The sequence below is a fragment of the Burkholderia sp. 22PA0099 genome (assembly GCF_047497165.1).
Classification (GTDB): domain Bacteria; phylum Pseudomonadota; class Gammaproteobacteria; order Burkholderiales; family Burkholderiaceae; genus Burkholderia.
Genome location: NZ_CP163164.1, coordinates 2798785 through 2814652 on the forward strand (window position 1 = coordinate 2798785; position 15868 = coordinate 2814652).

Genomic DNA, 15868 nt, shown 5'->3' on the forward strand with positions numbered 1-15868 from the left:
CGCACGCCAGGGGCCGGGCTGCCGCCGACATGATGCACGCGCCGTCGTCGCAGCGATTTTCTTCTCGCGCGGCCGGACGCGTCGCACGCTTCGTGGTGTGTTCCCAGATTCCGCCGTACCGCATGCGCGCAGCGCGCTGGCGGTAGGGCTTGCCGTTTCGCGTTGCCGTAGTCGCCATAACAAAAAACAACGATGGAGGATGACCTGCGTGCTCGCACGCGCAGATCTGTTGATAAACCGTCTCAAACAAAAGGTTGGGATCATGACAAAACAATCCTCGTCGCTCGGTGTCATCGGCGGCCTGACATGGCTGTTCGCCTTGCTGGCAGGGCTTTACCTGCTGGTCGGCGGTGCCTGGCTCGCTGCGATCGGCGGCTCCGTGTATTACATCGTCGCCGGCATCGTGCTGCTGGTGTTCGCCTGGCTGATTCGCGGCCGCCGCGCCGTGGCGCTGACGCTGTATGCGCTGCTGCTGGTCGGCACCGCGATCTGGTCGGTCGGCGAATCCGGCTTCGATTTCTGGGCGCTCGCGCCGCGCTCCGGCGTGCTGGTGGTGTTCGGCGTCTGGCTGCTGGTGCTGGTCACGCGCAAGCTGAACGGCGCGCGCGCCGCGAACGGCTGGGCGCTGACGGTGTCGCTGCTGATCTGGGCCGGCGTGCTGGTCTATGCGAACTTCAACGATCCGCAGGAACTGAACGGCACGCTCGCGGCCGAGACGCCCGCGCAAACCTCGCCGATCCCCGGTATCGCCGACGCCGACTGGCCGGCCTATGGCCGCACCCAGGAAGGCACGCGCTATTCGCCGCTCAAGCAGATCACGCCCGAGAACGTGAAAAATCTGCAAGTGGCATGGACGTTCCGCACCGGCGACAAGAAAGGCCCGAACGATCCGGGCGAGATCACCAACGAGGTCACGCCGCTCAAGATCGGCAACCTGCTGTACCTGTGCTCGCCGCACCAGATCCTGTTCGCGCTCGACGCGGCCACCGGCAAGCTGGCGTGGAAGTTCGATCCGCGCCTGAAGAACGATCCGTCGTTCCAGCACGTGACCTGCCGCGGCGTGTCGTATCACGACTTCTCGGCCGACGCACAATCGCAGGCCGCGGCCAGCGTGACGCCTGATGCGTCCGCTGCCGCCGCTTCGGGCGCATCGGCTGCTTCGGTTGCCGACACGGCCGCCGCATCGGGCAGCGCCGCCAGCGCCACCGATGCCGCCGCGAGCGCGCCGGCCGCACCGTCGGCCCCGGCCACCGCCGCCGTCGACACCTCGCCGGGCGCCTGCACGCGCCGCATCTACCTGCCGGTCAACGACGGCCACCTGTATGCGCTCGACGCGCAGACGGGCCAGCGCTGCGCCGAGTTCGGCAGCAACGGCGATCTCGACCTGCAGCATCTGCAACCGGTCACCACGCCGGGCATGTACGAGCCGACCTCGCCGCCGATCGTCACCGACAAGGTGATCGTGGTGGCCGGCTCGGTCGAGGACAACTTCTCGACGCGCGAGCCGTCCGGCGTGATCCGCGGTTTCGACACGCGCACCGGCAAGCTGCTGTGGGCGTTCGATCCGGGCGCGAAGGACCCGAACCACATCCCCGGCCCGGGCGAGCACTACACCTGGAACTCGCCGAACTCGTGGGCGCCGGCCGCCTACGACGCCAAGCTCGACATCGTCTACCTGCCGATGGGCGTGACCACCCCGGACATCTGGGGCGGCCACCGCACGCCGGAGCAGGAACGTTATGCGAGCGGCCTGCTGGCGCTGCACGCATCGACCGGCAAGCTGGCCTGGTTCTACCAGACCGCGCACCACGATCTGTGGGACATGGACCAGCCGGCCCAGCCGACGCTGGCCGACATCACCGACAAGAGCGGCAACAAGGTGCCGGTGGTGTACGCCCCGGCCAAGACCGGCAACATCTTCGTGCTCGACCGCCGTACCGGCGCGACCGTGGTGCCGGCGCCGGAACTGCCGGTGCCGCAGGGCGCCGCGACCGGCGATCACGTATCGGCCACGCAGCCGTTCTCGGACCTGACGTTCCGTCCGAAGCAGAAGCTGACCGACGCCGACATGTGGGGCGCGACGATGTTCGACCAGCTCGTGTGCCGCGTGATGTTCCATCGCCTGCGCTATGAAGGCACGTTCACGCCGCCGTCGGAGCAGGGCACGCTGGTGTTCCCGGGCAACCTCGGGATGTTCGAGTGGGGCGGCATTGCCGTCGATACCGATCGCCAGATCGCCATCGCCAACCCGATCGCGCTGCCGTTCGTCTCGAAGCTGATCCCGCGCGGGCCGGGCAACCCGATGGAGCCGGAAGCCGGCGCCAAGGGCAGCGGCACCGAATCGGGCATCCAGCCGCAATACGGCGTGCCGTTCGGCGTGACGCTGAACCCGTTCCTCTCGCCGCTCGGCCTGCCGTGCAAGCAGCCGGCCTGGGGTTACGTGTCGGCGATCGACCTGAAGACCAACCAGATCGTCTGGAAGCGCCGTATCGGCACCGTGCGTGACAGCTCGCCGGTTCCGCTGCCGTTCCGCATGGGCATGCCGATGCTTGGCGGCCCGGCCACCACGGCCGGCGGCGTGTTCTTCATCGGCGCCACCGCGGACAACTACATCCGCGGCTACGACACCAACAACGGCAAGCTGCTGTGGGAACAGCGCCTGCCGGCCGGTGGCCAGGCCACGCCGATGACCTACGAGGTCAACGGCAAGCAGTACGTCGTGATCGCGGCGGGCGGCCATGGCTCGTTCGGCACCAAGCTCGGCGATTACGTGATCGCCTACGCGCTGCCGGACAGCAAGTAACCCGGCATGCGGCGCACGCCATTCGGGTGCGCCGCGCTGGAATCGACGCCGGCGGGAGGCGGCCTTCGGGCCGGTTTCCCGCCGGCGGTTTCGCTTCCGGCGCAGCGGTTTTCCATTCCATTTCATGTTCGACCTGGCCGCGTATCCACGGCCGATGACGGCTCGACGCCCATGCGGGCGAGCCGCCGTCGATCGCGGATACGCGTTCCGGCGAAGCGACCGTTCCTCTCGTTCATGCGTCACGATTTCGTTGCGCGCGCAAGCATGCGCGCCACCCCGTTCGGCCGTTCGACTCGTTTCCGCGTGCGCGTGCTGGCGTTCGCGGCGATGTGCGTGCCCGCGATGCCTGCTCTCGCGCAAGGCTCGGTCACGCTCTACGGCGTGATCGACACCAGCATCGAAGTGACCAACCCCGGCTCGGGCTGGGTGCCGCGGCTCGATTCCGGCGCGTATCGCGGCTCGCGCATCGGCCTGCGCGGCGCGGAGCCGATCGGCGGCGGCGTGCGCATCCTGTTCGATATCGAGAGCGGCTTCGGCTCCAACGACGGCACGTTGTCCACCGCCGGCACGCTGTTCAACCGGCAGGCCTGGGTAGGTGTGGGCTCACGCTGGGGGGAGTTGCGCGTGGGGCGGCAGTATTCGCCGATCTACATTCCGTTCAAAGGGCAGATCGATGCGTTCGGCGCGGGCACCATCGCGTCGGGCCTCAACAACCTTTCGAAGATCACGCCGTACGAGAGCAATGCGATCACGTATCTGTCGCCCGATTTTCACGGCTTCACGAGCACCGTGATGGTGTCGATGCGCGACCCGTCGGCCGGCGGCGCGAACGGGCTGGGCGGCACGATCGCGACGTTCGCGTACCGGCAGGGGCCGTTCCGGATCGCGTTCGCGCATCAGCAGACCAACGATTCGGGCGCGCTGCGTTCGAACATGGGCGGCGTGTCGTACACGGTCGGCAAGCTGACCGGCTTCGTCTCGATGTTCAACGGCGATGGCGGCACGCCGCGCTATCACGACGACGGCGCGGCCGTGTCGGTGCGCTATGCGGTGTCGTCGCGCTGGCGGGCGGCGCTCGGCTATGCGTACCTGCGCGACCGGTCGGGCAAGGGCAACGACGCCGACCAGTTCAGCGCGATGACCGAATACGATCTGTCGCCGCGCGTGCTGCTGTATGCCAGCGCGGGCTGGCTGCGCAATCGCGGCACGGGCACGTTCACGCTGCGCGGCGTGAACGTGACGGGGTTGACGCCCGCGTATCCGGGCGCGACGGTCAAGGGCGTGCAGGTGGGGATGATCCAGCGCTTCTGACGGAGCGAACGGCCTGCCGGTTCAATCCGGCCGAAGAATGCGCATCAGCGTGTCGATATTGAAATCGATACGCGCCTGCAGCGCGTCCGGCGAGGTGAAATCCACGCCATAGATCACTTCCAGCGTGTAGCGATTGGTCAGGTAGTAGTAGCCCACCGAGGCGATCGTCAGGTAGAGCTGGCGCGCATCCACGCCGGCGCGGAACTCGCCGCTGGCGACGCCGCGATCGAGAATGCGCTGCACCATGTCGAGAAAGCCCACGTGCAGTTCCGCGAACAAGGCGGACTGCTTCACATGCCGCGCGCGATGCAGGTTCTCGCTGTTCACGAGCGACATGAATTCGGGGTGTTTCAGATAGTGCTCCCAGGTAAAGCGCATCAGCTTGCAGATCGCTTCGACCGGGGGAAGATCATCGAGGCCGAGGTTGCGCTCGGCGGTACGCACCTGCGTGTACGCCTCCTCGAGCACCACCTGGAACAACTTCTCCTTGCCCTCGAAATATTCGTAGATCATCCGCTTGTTGACCTCGGCCTTCTCCGCGATGGAATCGATGCGGGCGCCGCCGAGGCCGACCTCCGAGAATTCCTCCTTCGCGGCCGCGACGATGCGGGCCTGCGTCTGCGCGGGGTCCCGCGCGCGCTTGGCAGACGCTGACGGGGACGTCGAGTCTTTGGAAGTCGGCATGGTGATAGGTGTCGGCAAAACCTCCATTATCGGGGCTGGAAGGCAAACCGTCATGGTTGGCCTGCCTGGCCTGCATTGCCCATCCGCTGCCGGTATGCCCGGCATTCCGCCTCGCTCATCGTAAACCCGCGTTCGCACGATTCGGCTTGAACCGTTTCGTTACGTATGCCAACATTTCTCTCAAGTAACGAACTGGTTCGGTACTGAGTCGAACCGGTCAATCGAATGGAGAGATGGGACGTGACGAAATGGACAGGCATGGAGGCGGCCGTCGCGCAGATTCACGATGGCGCGACGATCGCGATCACCGGGTCGGGCGGCGGCCTGCTCGAAGCGGACGCGTTGTTTTCGGCGATCCTGCGGCGGTTCCGCGAAACGGGCAGCCCGCGCGACCTGACGATCGTGCACGCGCTCGGCCTCGGCGACGGGCAGGGCAGCGGCCTGGGCCGGTTCGCCCACGAAGGGCTGGTGAAGCGCGTGATCGGCGGCCACTGGGTCTGGTCGAAGAACATGCAGCGGCTCGCCGAAGCCGGCCTGATCGAGGGCTACAGCTTTCCGGGCGGCGTGATCGCCACGCTGTTCCGCGAGATCGGGGCCGGCCGGCCGGGCGTCATCACGCGGGTGGGCTTGCGCACCTTCGTCGATCCGCGCATCGGCGGCGGCAAGATGAACGCGGCGACCACCGAGGATCTGGTCGAACTGATCGAGATCGACGGCGAGGAATACCTGCGCTTCCGTCCGTTCAAGATCGATTTCGCGCTGGTGATGGGTTCGTCGGCGGACGATCGCGGCAACCTGACGGTGCGCCACGAGCCCGCCGATCTCGACATCTTCGCGGTGGCCCTGGCGGCGCACAACTCGGGCGGCAAGGTCATCGCCCAGGTCAAGCGCCGCGACGTGACGCCGGTGCCGGCGCGGCTGGTGCGGGTGCCCGGCGTGATGGTGGACATGACGGTGGAAGTGGCGGCGCAACGCCAATGCGCGATCGCCGACTACGACCCGTCGATCAGCGGCGAGGCGCGCACCGATGCCTTGCCCGCGCCCGAGATGCCCGACGGCTTGCGCCTGATGGTGGCCGAGCGCGCGGCGCGCGAGCTGGGCCACGGCCAGTCGGTGAATTTCGGCTTCGGCATTCCGGGAGCGATTCCGGCGATCCTGGCCGCGCAGGGGCGGGCCAACGACTACTGGGGCTCGGTCGAACAGGGCATCCACAACGGCACGATGCTCGACGGGGCGATGTTCGGCGCGGCCCGCAATGCCGATGCGATCGTGCCGATGGTCGATCAGTTCGACTTCTACAGCGGCGGCGGCATCGACGTGACGTTCCTCGGCATGGGCGAGATGGACGAGGACGGCAACGTCAACGTGTCGATGCTCGGCAGCACGGTGGTCGGCCCGGGCGGGTTCATGGACATCACGCAGGGGGCGCGCAAGATCGTGTTCTGCGGGGCGTTCGAGGCCAAGGGGCTCGACGTGCGGCGCGGTGCCGGCGGCGCGCTGGAAATCCTTGCACCGGGCGCCGTGCCGAAGCTGGTCAAGACGGTGCGCCACGTGACGTTCAGCGGCACGCAGGCGCGCCTGGACGGCAAGGAGGTGCTGTACGTGACCGAGCGCGCGGTGTTCCGGCTCGACCCGGACGGCGTGCGCCTGATCGAACTGGCCGACGGCGCGGACCTGGAGCGCGACGTGCTGGCGCGCATGGGTTTTCGTCCGCTGCTGGATGCGGCGCTGCGCTCGCCCGAGGGGCGCGGGGGCGTGAGGCGTGCCGCTCAACCTGCCTGATCCGGGTTCACCGAAGATTCGTTTTCATCCTATTAATCAGGATTGCTATGCAAGACGACGACATCCGATTCACGATCGACGACGATCGGATCGCGACGATCACGCTCAACCGGGTGCACAAGCACAACGCGTTGACGCTCGGCATGCTCGATGCGATCGACCGCGCGCTCGCGACGCTCGAAACCGAGCCGGTGCGTGCGTTGCTGTTGCGCTCCGCGAGCGAGCGGTTCTTTTGCGCCGGCGCCGATATTCGCGAGTGGGGCGACATCGATCCCGCCGCGATGGGCACCCGCTTCATCCGCGCCGGCAACCGCGTGTTCCGGCGCATCGCTGAACTCGACGTGCCGAGCATCGCGGTGTTGAACGGCAGCGCGCTCGGCGGCGGCCTCGAATTGGCGCTCGCCTGCGATTTGCGTTACGCGGCGGTTTCGGCTCGGTTCGGCTTTCCCGAGGCTGCCGTGGGCGCGATCCCGGGCTGGCTCGGCGGCACTCGCCTGGCGGCATTGGCAGGCGTGGGCAGGGCGCGCGAGATGGTGCTGCTCGGCGAGAGCATCGATGCCGCGCGGGCGGCGCAATGGGGCATCGTCAACGACACCGTGCCGGACGCCGAGCTCGACGCGCGCGTCGCGGCCGTGTGCGCCATGTTGCGCACGCGCTCGCCGGTCTCGCAATCGGTGGCGAAGCGGGTGCTGCGCGCGGGCGCGCAAGCGGACGGCGGCGCGGACGTGCTGCACGAACTCGCGGCATCGGCCTGCAAGGCCACCCCCGACGCCGTGGAAGGCGTGGCCGCGTTTCGCGAGAAGCGCGCGGCGCGGTTCGATTGAGCGGCACGCGCCACAGGAGCCAGACATGTCATTCGAATCATCGGGCGCGATCGACGGCGACACGCGCTGGGTCGCCATCGTCGCGGACCCGGTCTCACAGGTGCAGTCGCCGCAACTGTTCAACGCGCATTTCGCGCGGCACGGCATTCATGCGGTGCTGGTGCCGGCCCATGTCCATCCGGACGAACTCGGTGTGGCGCTCGACGGCCTGCGGGCGATCCGCAATCTGGCCGGCGTGGTGGTAACCGTGCCGCACAAGATCGAGGCCACTCGCTGGGTCGCGCAATTGACGCCACGCGCCCGCGCCATCGGCTCGATCAATTGCATCCGGCGCACCGGCGACGGCGGCTGGGAAGGCGACAACTTCGATGGAGAGGGCTTCGTCGCCGGGCTCGCCGCGCAGCGCCACGAGGTCGCCGGGACGCGCGCGCTGCTGGTCGGCGCGGCGGGCGGCGCGGGCATTGCGCTGGCCGATGCGCTGGCCCAGCGCGGCGCGGCTGCGATCGATCTGTTCGATATCCGAAGCGATGCGGCGGATGCGCTGGCGCGCCGTCTGGCCGAGCGCTATCCGCAGGTTGCGTTCGCGGTGGGCGAGCCGGCGGCCAACGCGGCGCATCGGCTGGTGATCAACGCCTCGCCGGTCGGCATGCGCGCCGGGGATGGCGTGCCGATCGACCTGTCGGCCGCGGCGCCCGACGCGCTCGTCGCGGATCTGATCATGAAACCCGCGTGCACGCCGTTGCTCGCCGCCGCCGAGGCGCGCGGCCTGCGCACGCATCCGGGGCGGCACCTGCTCGAACAGGCCGTGGCGCCGATGGCCGACTGGCTCGGCCTGGTTGCGCCCGGATCGGCGCGCGAGGCCGCCTGAGTTCACCCGAAGCCGGCGCGACCGGACACGTTTCACACCAGGACATATCAAGAGGACAAGAGGAGACATGCAATGAAGGAAGTCAGCTATCGATGGAAGATCTGCTTGCTGCTGTTCGCGGCGATGACGATCAATTATCTCGACCGGCAGGTGCTCGGGATTCTGAAGCCGGATCTGGCGCTGCGTTTCAACTGGAGCGAGACGCAATACAGCCACGTGGTGGTGGTGTTCGCGATGAGCTACGGCGTCGGCATGTTGCTGGTCGGCAAGCTGATCGACCGGATCGGCGTCAAGCGCGGTTATGGCTTGTCCGTGCTGGTGTGGAGCGTCGCGTCGTGCGCGCATGCGCTGGTCACCACCACCGTGGGCTTCGCCTGGGTGCGCGCGTTGCTCGGCCTGTCCGAATCGGGCAGCTTTCCGTCGGCGGTCAAGGCGGTGTCGGAGTGGTTTCCGCGCAGGGAGCAGGCGCTCGCGGTGGGCATCGTGACGGCCGGCACCAGCATCGGCGCGGTCGCGGCCCCGGCGCTGGTGCCGTGGCTCGCGGTGGCTTACGGGTGGCAGGCGGCGTTCGTGATCACCGGCCTGACCGGCTTCGTCTGGCTGGCGTTCTGGCAGTTTCGCTACGCGTCGCCCGGCACGCATCCGAAGGTCGGCGCGCGCGAGCTGGCGCTGATCGGCGCCGATCGTGCCGCCGCCGGCCAGCCGGCTCCGCAGGCGGGTTGGGGCGAACTGTTCCGGCTGCGCGAAACGTGGACGATCTTCATCGGCAAGGGGCTGACCGATCCGATCTGGTGGTTCCTGCTGTTCTGGCTGCCGTCGTATTTCAGCGAGCGCTTTCATCTCGACCTGCGCAATCTCGGCCTGCCGCTCGTGATCGTATATGTCTCGACGTCGATCGGCAGCATTGCCGGCGGCTGGCTGTCGTCCACGCTGATCGCGCGCGGCTGGCCGATCGGCAAGGCGCGGCCGTTCACCATGCTGTGCCTGGCGTTGCTGGTGGTGCCGATGGTGTTCGCGCCGTGGATCGACAACATGTGGGTGATGGTCGGGCTGTTGAGCCTGTCGGTCGCGGCTCACCAGGGCTGGTCCGCCAACATGTTCACGCTGGCCTCCGACATGTTTCCGAAGGAGCAGGTCGCCTCCGTTACCGGCATCGGCGGCCTCGGCAGCGCGATCGGCGCATCGATCTTTCCGCTGTTCGTGGGCGCCTTGCTCGATCACTTCCGGCTGCTCGGCAATATCAACGGCGGTTACAACGTGCTGTTCACGATCTGCGGCCTGGCCTATGTCGTGACGTGGGTGCTGATGCGCTTCATCCGGCCCTCCCGAACGCGCGCCACGGCAGGCGAATCGCAGGCGGTCGGCGCATGAGCGCGCCGCACGACCTGGGCGGTGCGGGCGCGCTCCCGGCTGCCGCGACGCGGCGCCCGGTGGCGGTCGTGACGGGCGCGCGGCGCGGCATCGGCCGCAGCGTGGTGCTCGCGCTGGCCCGGGCGGGTTTCGATATCGCGGCGACCGATGCGGCGGCGTCCGACGAACTCGATGCGACCTGCGCGGCGGCCCGCGCCGCCGGTGCGCGATGCGAGCCATGGGTGTCCGATCTCGCGGCCATCGAGGCGCACGACGCGTTGCTCGCGGCCGTCGAGCAGCAGCTCGGCCCGATCGACTGCCTCGTCAACAACGCCGGCGTGTCGGTGCTGTCGCGCGGCGATCTGCTCGACGTGACGCCGGCCAGCTACGACCGTTGCGCCGACATCAATACGCGCGGCACGTTCTTCCTGATGCAGGCGTTCGGCCGGCGTATTGCGGCGGCGGCAGCCGCGCAGGGCGGCGCGGCGAGCGCGCCCCCGGGCCGTTCGATCGTCACGATCACGTCGTCGAACGCCGTGGCGGCGTCGGTGGCGCGCGGCGAGTACTGCGTGTCGAAGGCGGGGCTGTCGATGGCGACCACGCTGTTCTCGCTGCGCCTGGCCGAGTACGGCGTGGCCGTGTACGAAATCCAGCCCGGCCTGATCGCCACGGAAATGACGGCACCGTCGAGCGCGCGCTACGACACGCTGCTCGACGGCGGCGGCACGGCGATCCGCCGCTGGGGCACGCCGGATGAAGTGGCGCGGGTGGTGGCCACCTGCGCCACCGGCGGCTTGCCTTACAGCGCCGGCCAGGCGATTCGCGTCGATGGCGGGCTTCTCGTTCAAAAATTCTGAATTCGATCATGCATATCAAGCTTCCCGGCCGCTCCGGCGGCATCGACACCTACACCGTGCGCGGCACGCCGCTGCCCGTCGTGGCGCCGTCCGCGCCGTTCAACCGGATCGCCTATTCGGCCGCCCACGTGGTGGCCGACCCGCTCGCCAGCGGCGAACTGAACGAGCCGGCCGCCATCGACTGGGCGCGCACGCTCGACTACCGACGCCACCTGATCGGGCAGGGGCTCGGCATTGCCGAGGCGATGGACACCGCGCAGCGCGGCATGGGGCTGTCGTGGCCGCTGTCGCTCGAGTTGATCGCGCGCACGCTCGACGCCACGCGCGACCTGCCCGGCGCGCGCGTGGCGTCCGGCTGCGGCACCGACCATCTCGACCCCGGCGCGGCGCGCGACTGCGACGACGTGGTGCGCGCCTATGCCGAGCAGATCGAGGCCGTGCAGCGCGTGGGCGGCCGCATCATCCTGATGGCGAGCCGCGCGCTGGCCCGCGTCGCGACCTCGCCGGACGATTACGTGCGCGTCTACGCCAAGGTGCTGTCCTTGTGCGACCAGCCGGTGATCCTGCATTGGCTCGGCGAGGCGTTCGATCCCGCGCTGGCCGGTTACTGGGGGCACGACGGTTTCGCCGAGGCGGCGGACGTGTGCGCGTCGATCATCGAGGCGCACGCCGGCCGGATCGACGGCATCAAGATCTCGCTGCTCGACGCCGGCAAGGAGATCGCGTTCCGGCGTCGCTTGCCGGCGTCGGTGCGGATGTATACCGGCGACGACTTCCATTACCCGGAACTGATTGCCGGCGACGAGGCGGGTTATTCGCATGCGCTGCTCGGCGTGTTCGATGCGATCGCGCCGGCCGCCTCGCAGGCGCTGGCGGCGCTTGCCGCCGGGCAGCTCGATCGCTATCACGCGTTGCTTGCGCCGACCGTGCCGCTGTCGCGGCACATCTTTCGTGCGCCCACCCAGTTCTACAAAACCGGCGTGGTGTTTCTCGCCTATCTGAACGGCTTCCAGCCTCATGCCTACATGCTCGGCGGCCATCACGGCATGCGTCCGCCGCGCTATCTGGCCGACGTGTTCCGGCTCGCCGATCAGGCCAACCTGCTGCGGGACCCCGAACTCGCCGTCGACCGCATGCGCGGCACGATGGCGACGTTCGGGATCGCATGACGATGCGCGCGGGCGGGGCGGCCCTGCAGCCCTTGACGCTCGATCGTTGCTCGATCAATACGGCCACGCTGGGGCACCGCGAGCCGCTTGCCGTGACGATTGATCGGATCGCGCGCGCGGGCTTCGGCGGCATCGCGCCCTGGCGGCATGAGCTCGACGCCGCGCACGCCCCGGCCATCGCGGCCCAGATTCGTGCGTTGGGCCTGGCGGTGACCGGCTACTGCCGCTCGACGTACTTTCCCGCCGCCACCGAAGCCGAGCGGCGCGCGAACATCGAGGCGAACCGGCGCGCGCTGGATCAGGCCGCCTTGCTGGAGGCTCATTGCTTCGTGCTGGTGGTGGGCGGCCTGGGCGAGACGGGGCGGGACCTGGCCGGCGCACGATCGCAAGTGCGCGACGGTATCGCCAGCCTGCTCGATCACGCGCAACAAGCGGGCGTGCCGCTCGCGATCGAGCCGTTGCACCCGATGTATGCAGCGGACAGGTCGGTGGTCAACACGCTCGCGCAGGCGCTGTCGATCTGTCGGGAACTGGAGCCGGAAGGGGCGCGCTGGCTGGGCGTCGCGGCCGATATCTATCACTGCTGGTGGGACCCGATGCTGGAGGCCTCGATCGACGAAGCGGGAGCGGCGGGGCGCTTGCTGGCGTTCCACCTGAGCGACTGGCTGCGCGACACGCGCGACATGCTGCTCGATCGCGGCATGATGGGCGACGGCGTGGTCGATCTGGCAGGAATCCGGCGCCAGGTCGAGGCGGCCGGTTATCGGGGGCTTGCCGAAGTGGAAATCTTCTCTCGCGACCGATGGTGGCGGCAGGCACCCGACGACGTGCTGCGGCGATGTGCCGATGCGCTCGTCAGCGTGTGCTGACTGACTGGCACGATCGATTCGGCCCCGACCGGTGTGAGTCTGGCGACGTGGTTCGCCAGATCCGCTACGATGCACACGCTCCGCCGTCACGCATCGATCCATCGTCGCCGAATCCCATGTCCCTCGCATCCGTGGTGCTGCATCAGGTCCTTCCGGTCGCCGCCGTCGCGATTGTGGTGATCGGTTGCCTCTCGCTCCTGCTGTATCAGCTTCGGACCGGCGTCCCGCCGCTGTCGTCGAGCGCGCGGGCGGCCGAGGATGTGGTCGCGCTGCTCAGGCAAGCCGGTCTGGCCGACGGCGCCGTGGTGTACGAACTCGGTTCCGGATGGGGTTCCCTGGCGATCGCGCTGGCCAACGCATTTCCCCACGCCGAGATTCGCGGGATCGAGATGTCGCCGTTGCCGTATTGGGTGTCGCGGGTTCGTGCCCGGAACCTGGCGAACCTGACGCTTCGGCATGCCAACTTTCTCGCATGCGATCTGACCGAGGCGCACGCGGTGACGTGCTATCTGATGATCAAGCCGATGCGTGCGATCGCCGAGTTGCTCGATCGGAGCGTCAGGCCGGGCACGCCGGTGGTGTCGCTGTCGTTCTGGTTTCGTGACCGGCAGGTGGCGGCTTCGTTGCAGCGCGCCGGTCCGCTCAGTTCGTCGGCGTTGTATTACTGGCCCGCGCGACGCGAAGCCGCGGCGGGCGAGCCAGCTCGGGAGCTTTGATACCCAAGTCATTGGCGGCCCCCGTGATCGAGCCGTGCCGCGTGGCTCTCGAACCGCCGCACGGGGCGCATGCGCAGCGTGCCGCAGCCCGATCGTCGATCGTTTCAGGCCGCCCATCTTCGGTCGAATGCTTGCCCGGTGAGCACCGCAGTTCGAAATAAATTCCCGGCCTCGCGCCGTTCGCCGCGAACAAGCGGTGTATGATGAGTCACGGTTCCAGGCCACACCTTCCCTCCCGGCCGATTTGCCCCGACGTGCGTTACCTTCCCTCGGGGCTCTTTCGTCGATTGTTCGACGTCCTATCTATCGAAAATTCCGAATCCGCTCCATTCGGAAAATCCTTCTCACTTCACGGCATTGGCTACTGCTGTTCGCCAGGAGGCGATCATGAGCATGCATTGGTATCGCGGGTTTGAAATCTATCCGCTGGTTTACCCCCATACGGCGTCGTCGCCGGGTTCCGGGCGCAATTACGACGATGGCTTTTCCGCCGCCGTCAAAATCTGCCGGTACGGCCCCGTTGCGACCTACAGCGACACGTTCAAGCTGCACGAGACGCTGCCGTTCACGACCGCAGGTGAAGCGCGACGCGCGTCGCTCAAGTTTGCGGAAGGTGTCATCGATAAAAATGGCGGTGAAAATTGGATGTTGGCATGAGTGTGGTTCGTTCTATCCCGCGCGCTCGCGGTGCATCGCTGAAACGCAACGCTTCCATGCGGGGGCGCCATGACTAAAGTCGTGCTCAAGGTCGACGAACCCATCGAAGTGGCGCTGCGTCGGTTCCGAAGGGAAATCCAGAGAACGGGTTTGATTCAGGAGCTTCGGGATCGCTGCGCGTACGAGAAGCCGACCACGGAACGCAAGCGCAAATCCGCCAGCGCGGTGTCCCGGCAACGGGCTCGAATCAAGCGTGCCATGCCGCCTCGGAAGCTGTATTGAGGAGCGGAATATGGAAGTGACGCACCTTGCAGGCAGGACGTGTTTCGCAATGACAGGTTGCGAGGTGGACTTCAATCAGGACACCCACATGTTGACCCTGCTGCCGACCTACTATGCGTTCGGCTGCGAGTATTCCAATCGCGGATTCACGCTAGGTCGGGAGGATGCGTTCAAGCTGATTGCCGCGATTGAAAAGGCAATGAGCATCACGCCCGATCCGCAAAGCAAGCCGAGCCCGTCTGGCTGATTGGTGTCGCGAATCGTCTACCTTCCTGGAGGTGACCACCATGTCGCAGCGTCGAGGCGATCTGTTGGACGGACTACATGAGGCGCGTGCCCTGGCCGGGCACACCGAGCAATGCGTGAGACGGATTCTCGCGTGTGCTTCGCTGCATGATGAGCAACGTCTGAAAATGGACGCCGTTCTCGATCAGACGATCGAGCAGCGATGGCTGCTGGGTCAGTGCGTCAGGCGGATCAACGACGTGGATGAGGCAGATTACGAGGCCGAGTCGGATACGTCGATCACGCCAGCGGGTGCCTGCGTGGCCGATCAAAAGGGTGCGACCGCCTTGCACAGTTTGCATTGCGCAATGCGTCGGGAAGTCGATATCTACGCCGGCTTGATCGAAACGGCCGAAGGCACGGGCTTGTTCGAAACCAAATGGGTGTGCGAGCGCATCTTGTTGAAAAAAACGACGGTGATTGAATGGCTGGCGGCAGCAGGTCGCCTTGAAACGCCTTCACGGTCACGATGAAGAAATCGATATGAACTATCGCCCCGCCGGAAAGCGTGCGTTCATGAGGTATGTCGGCCTGTTGTACTTCCTCGTCATTGCTCAGTTGGCCGCGAAACAAAAATTGAACATGTGGTTGTCCATTACCCAGCTCGTGGAATTGTTGCGGGAATGGATTGCCCATCAAGGCATGAAATGCGACTGGCGTGATCGAATCTGTTTGATCCACGCATCGTTCCATGTCGCGCATGCCATGCATGCCGCGTATGGTCCGACGTTTGTCGTGTCGTTCCTGTCGACGCGTACGGCGTTCGACGTGCTTCCTGCCGATGCTCGGGAGAACCAGATTCTCCTCAGAGAGGCATGCTCTCGATATCTGAAACACTACGTCCAGATCTAGACGGGCAGGCCCGGTGCGCTGCTGCATTTATCCATTGCGATGGCGCCGATTCACTCACTTGACGATGTATTGCCCCCAATGCGGATAGGCAAGGAAGAAGGCTTCTTCGAGCTGGGCGGTGTACAGAATGGGCAAGGTCGCATCGCTTGCTCCCGAGATCATGAACTCCGGCATGTCCCGTAGAAACATGCCTCGGGTGGCGATCCATTCGGACACGTCGTGATGCAGCGCCGTCAGTGCCGCGCGTGGAATGCTGAACCGGTGTTGAGCCATGGCGACCTCGCGATATTGTGGGTCGGCGTGGTGGCAGATGCGGCGATCCGGGGTGAACGTTCAACAGCAGAACTTTCAGCATACAGCAAAATACGGGCTTGATCGGAACGGGGAGGGACTGGTGTGTGTTACGGCTGCAACGGGCCTCTCTGCCATTAGCCACGCGCCTCGGATCAAAGATTTCCGGCATCGGCAAGCATGGCATTCGCTTCGAGCGACGGCGCTACATCTACATGGCGTGGTTTAAGCCAGCGGCGGAAATTATATGCTTGCGTCAGCGCGATGC

Annotated in this window: 17 protein-coding genes; 15 read left to right on the forward strand and 2 right to left on the reverse strand. The window is 66.8% G+C overall.

Annotation, left to right across the window (positions count from 1 at the left end; all coding sequences use genetic code 11):
• Window positions 1–262: 262 nt before the first annotated feature.
• Together AB4851_RS12445 and AB4851_RS12450 are read left to right on the forward strand one after the other, a co-directional pair.
• Complete coding sequence (locus AB4851_RS12445) at window positions 263–2803, forward strand: glucose/quinate/shikimate family membrane-bound PQQ-dependent dehydrogenase (protein WP_414447447.1); 2541 nt, start codon at window positions 263–265, stop codon at window positions 2801–2803.
• A 264-nt stretch (window positions 2804–3067) separates the two neighbouring features.
• Window positions 3068–4114, forward strand: a complete 1047-nt coding sequence (locus AB4851_RS12450; protein WP_414447448.1) for a porin — start codon at window positions 3068–3070, stop codon at window positions 4112–4114.
• A gap of 21 nt (window positions 4115–4135) precedes the next feature.
• Here the strand turns inward: AB4851_RS12450 and AB4851_RS12455 are convergent, their stop codons facing one another.
• A complete protein-coding gene (locus AB4851_RS12455; protein WP_414447449.1) occupies window positions 4136–4798 on the reverse strand; it encodes a TetR/AcrR family transcriptional regulator in 663 nt (220 codons plus the stop codon).
• A gap of 225 nt (window positions 4799–5023) precedes the next feature.
• On the opposite strand from AB4851_RS12455, the gene AB4851_RS12460 reads away from it, so the two are divergent.
• From AB4851_RS12460 to AB4851_RS12520, 13 genes are all read left to right on the forward strand, one after another.
• Entirely contained in the window at window positions 5024–6580 is a 1557-nt protein-coding gene (locus tag AB4851_RS12460; RefSeq protein ID WP_414447450.1) for an acyl CoA:acetate/3-ketoacid CoA transferase, read from the forward strand.
• A 47-nt stretch (window positions 6581–6627) separates the two neighbouring features.
• Complete coding sequence (locus tag AB4851_RS12465; protein ID WP_414447451.1) at window positions 6628–7404, forward strand: enoyl-CoA hydratase/isomerase family protein; 777 nt, start codon at window positions 6628–6630, stop codon at window positions 7402–7404.
• A 25-nt stretch (window positions 7405–7429) separates the two neighbouring features.
• Window positions 7430–8272, forward strand: a complete 843-nt coding sequence (locus AB4851_RS12470; protein WP_414447452.1) for a shikimate dehydrogenase family protein — start codon at window positions 7430–7432, stop codon at window positions 8270–8272.
• 72 nt (window positions 8273–8344) lie between these two features.
• Window positions 8345–9643 (forward strand): MFS transporter, encoded by a 1299-nt coding sequence (locus tag AB4851_RS12475; protein WP_414447453.1) that lies wholly within the window; start codon window positions 8345–8347, stop codon window positions 9641–9643.
• Complete coding sequence (locus AB4851_RS12480; protein WP_414447454.1) at window positions 9640–10479, forward strand: 3-ketoacyl-ACP reductase; 840 nt, start codon at window positions 9640–9642, stop codon at window positions 10477–10479. Before AB4851_RS12475 ends, AB4851_RS12480 begins: the two co-directional genes overlap by 4 nt.
• Window positions 10480–10487: 8 nt before the next feature.
• On the forward strand, window positions 10488–11648 hold the full coding sequence (locus AB4851_RS12485) for a dihydrodipicolinate synthase family protein (protein WP_414447455.1): 1161 nt from the start codon (window positions 10488–10490) through the stop codon (window positions 11646–11648).
• Window positions 11645–12517 (forward strand): sugar phosphate isomerase/epimerase family protein, encoded by an 873-nt coding sequence (locus AB4851_RS12490; RefSeq protein WP_414447456.1) that lies wholly within the window; start codon window positions 11645–11647, stop codon window positions 12515–12517. Before AB4851_RS12485 ends, AB4851_RS12490 begins: the two co-directional genes overlap by 4 nt.
• Before the next feature lie 47 nt (window positions 12518–12564).
• Window positions 12565–13233, forward strand: a complete 669-nt coding sequence (locus AB4851_RS12495; protein ID WP_414447457.1) for an SAM-dependent methyltransferase — start codon at window positions 12565–12567, stop codon at window positions 13231–13233.
• A gap of 387 nt (window positions 13234–13620) precedes the next feature.
• Complete coding sequence (locus AB4851_RS12500) at window positions 13621–13890, forward strand: hypothetical protein (protein ID WP_414439342.1); 270 nt, start codon at window positions 13621–13623, stop codon at window positions 13888–13890.
• Window positions 13891–13959: 69 nt separating this feature from the next.
• A complete protein-coding gene (gene rpsU, locus AB4851_RS12505) occupies window positions 13960–14172 on the forward strand; it encodes a 30S ribosomal protein S21 (protein ID WP_414439341.1) in 213 nt (70 codons plus the stop codon).
• A gap of 10 nt (window positions 14173–14182) precedes the next feature.
• Window positions 14183–14419, forward strand: a complete 237-nt coding sequence (locus AB4851_RS12510; protein WP_414447458.1) for a hypothetical protein — start codon at window positions 14183–14185, stop codon at window positions 14417–14419.
• Window positions 14420–14459: 40 nt separating this feature from the next.
• Window positions 14460–14930, forward strand: a complete 471-nt coding sequence (locus AB4851_RS12515; protein WP_414447459.1) for a hypothetical protein — start codon at window positions 14460–14462, stop codon at window positions 14928–14930.
• Window positions 14905–15309, forward strand: a complete 405-nt coding sequence (locus tag AB4851_RS12520; protein ID WP_414447460.1) for a hypothetical protein — start codon at window positions 14905–14907, stop codon at window positions 15307–15309. The genes AB4851_RS12515 and AB4851_RS12520 overlap by 26 nt, the downstream gene beginning before the upstream one ends.
• Before the next feature lie 54 nt (window positions 15310–15363).
• Here the strand turns inward: AB4851_RS12520 and AB4851_RS12525 are convergent, their stop codons facing one another.
• Complete coding sequence (locus AB4851_RS12525; protein ID WP_414447461.1) at window positions 15364–15582, reverse strand: hypothetical protein; 219 nt, start codon at window positions 15580–15582, stop codon at window positions 15364–15366.
• Between the last annotated feature and the right edge of the window lie 286 nt (window positions 15583–15868).